Source organism: Gordonia sp. UBA7599 (assembly GCA_002477755.1).
GTDB lineage: Bacteria > Actinomycetota > Actinomycetes > Mycobacteriales > Mycobacteriaceae > Gordonia.
Map to the genome: position 1 here is coordinate 1 of DLKD01000166.1, position 2,593 is coordinate 2,593.

3 protein-coding genes are annotated in these 2,593 nt (G+C 68.1%); all 3 read left to right on the forward strand.

Going from position 1 to position 2,593, the window contains the following annotated elements:
• The coding region (locus B4L26_RS18385; RefSeq protein ID WP_290721290.1) for an SDR family NAD(P)-dependent oxidoreductase at positions 1 to 719 on the forward strand (719 nt) is incomplete at its 5' end.
• A complete protein-coding gene (locus B4L26_RS18390; RefSeq protein WP_290721292.1) occupies positions 716 to 1,918 on the forward strand; it encodes a phosphotransferase family protein in 1,203 nt (400 codons plus the stop codon). The genes B4L26_RS18385 and B4L26_RS18390, both read left to right, overlap by 4 nt.
• Positions 1,915 to 2,593 (forward strand): SDR family oxidoreductase (locus B4L26_RS18395; protein ID WP_290721295.1); only part of this gene is annotated, 679 nt, incomplete at its 3' end. The genes B4L26_RS18390 and B4L26_RS18395, both read left to right, overlap by 4 nt.

The following is a 2,593-nucleotide window of genomic DNA, read 5'->3' on the forward strand; positions in this document are numbered from 1 at the left end:
GGGTGCTCGCGGTGGATCTCGCTGACGAGCGGCCGACCGCGGTCCCGGACGCCGTGGCATACCGGCGGCTTGACGTTCGGGCACAACAGGATTGGGACGCGGCGCTCGCCTGGGTGCGCGAGGAGTGGGGTGGGCTGGACCTGCTCTACAACAACGCTGGTGTGGCGACCGGCGGCCGGATCGACGTCGAGTCGATGGCCGACTGGGAGCGCGTCATCGATGTCAATCTGCTCGGCGTGGTGCGCGGCTGCCAGACCTTCACGCCACTGCTGAAGCAGCAGGGGAGCGGGCACATCGTCAACACGGCCTCCCTCGCCGGGCTGATCCACGGGCCGGGGATGTCGAGCTACAACGCGACCAAGGCGGGTGTGGTGGCGCTGTCGGAGACCCTGCATTTCGAGTTGCGCCCGTTCGGGATCCGGGTGTCGGTCGTGTGCCCGGCGTTCTTCCGGACCAACCTGCACCAGTCGTTCCAGGGCAAGGATGAAGAGTTCGAGCAGTCGGGGACTCGGCTGATCACGACCGCAAAACTGTCGGCCGACGACATCGCCGCGCGCGTGGTCAAAGGCGTCGAGGCCGGCAAGCACATCATCCTGACCGACCGGCTCGGACGCACGTCCTACTGGACCAAGCGGCTGGCCCGCCCGGTGTATGACCGGGCCGCGTCCCGAGGTGCGCACCGCATTGCCGCCCGCGCCGAGAAGGCGGCGCAGCGATGAGTGACGTCTCCACGCCCGTCGACGTGCGCGACGAAGACGCGTTCGACGTGGAGTCAATGGCGATCTGGTTGCGCGCCAACGCTTCTGACGCGGGCGGGTTGCACGAGACGCCAACGGTGCGGCAGTTCTCCGGAGGCGCATCCAACCTCACCTATCTCTTGCAGTATCCCGGCGGTCGCGAGTTGATCCTGCGCCGGCCACCGGGCGGGACCAAGGCGCGCGGAGCCCACGACATGGGCCGCGAGCACAACATCCAGGCGGCCCTGCGACCGGCCTTTCCCAAGGTGGCCCCGATGGTCGCCTACTGCGACGACGAGTCGGTGATCGGCTCGGAGTTCTATGTCATGGAGCGCATCCCTGGGACGATCCTGCGGCGTGAGATCCCAGCCGACCTCAGGCTTGACGCGGATGCCGTGGATCGGTTGTGCCGCAACGCGATCGACACCCTCGTGGAGTTGCACCGTGTCGACCCGAGTGCGGTCGGACTGGCCGGGCTCGGCAAGGGCGAGGGCTATGTCGCTCGTCAAGTCGGGGGTTGGTCGGCGCGCTATCGGGCGGCGCGCACGCCCGATGTCGGAGACTTCGAGGCGACGATGGCGTGGCTCGACGGGCACCAGCCCGACGATATTGCCCAGGTGCTGATCCACAATGACTTCCGCTTCGACAATCTCGTTCTGTCCCCGGAGGATCCGACGCGCGTGGTCGGGGTGCTCGACTGGGAGATGGCCACGATTGGCGATCCGCTCATGGATCTGGCGAGCGGCCTGGCGTATTGGGCGCAAGCCGACGACCCCGCTCCCTTCCTGGCGATGCGGCGCCAGCCGACGAATGCCCCGGGCATGTGGAGGCGCGCTCAAGTCGTCGAGCACTACTGCGCGGCAATGGGTTTCACCATGGATCCGGAGCGGTGGCGGTTCTATGATGTCTTCGGCGGCTTCCGGCTGGCGGTGATTGCCCAGCAGATCTACTACCGCTTCTTCCACGGCCAGACGACCAACCCGATGTATGGCGAGTTCGTCAGCATCGTCCGGTTCCTGGACGCCAAGTGCGCGGAATTGATTGCTGCACAGGGCGACTCATCGTTCTTGGACGCGGACGCGGACGCGGACGAGTCGAGTTCGGTGGGCGCCCAGGCTACCGGCGAGGACGGTGCCAACGCCGAAGCCGATGCCACGGGCGAGGGCGGGACCGAGGCGTGAGCGTCACCCTGATCACCGGCGCCAGCTCCGGCATCGGCGCCGAGCTCGCCCGTCAGCTCGCCGCGGCCGGCGAAGACCTGGCCCTCTGCGCCCGGCGCACCGACCGTCTGGACGACCTGCGCACGGAAATCCTTGCCGCGCAACCCGGCCGGCGGGTCGAGGTCCGCGCCCTCGACGTCACGGACGACGCCGCGGTGTTCGCGGTCTTCCGCGCCTTCGCCGCCGACTTCGGCACCATCGACCGGGTCGTCGTCAACGCGGGTCTCGGCAAGGGCGCCCCCGTCGGGACGGGACGGTTCGACGCGAACCGGGCCACGGCATACACCAATGTCATCGGCGCGCTCGCCCAGACCGAGGCGGCGATGGAGCTCTTTCGCGCCCAGAAGCGCGGGCATCTGGTGCTGATTTCCTCGATGTCGGCCATGCGCGGCATGCCCAAGACGGTCACCGTGTATGCCGCGACGAAGGCCTTCGTTGCCCACCTCGGCGAGGGGATCCGGGGCGAACTGCTCGGCGAGCCCGGCCTCGATATCGACGTCTCGGTGATCCTGCCCGGGTACATCCGCTCGGAGATGAACGACAAGGTGAAGAAGCCGATGCCGTTCATGGTCGACACGGTGACCGGCACCAGGGCCATCGCCGCCGCGATCCAAGCCCGCAAGCCGTATGCCCGCG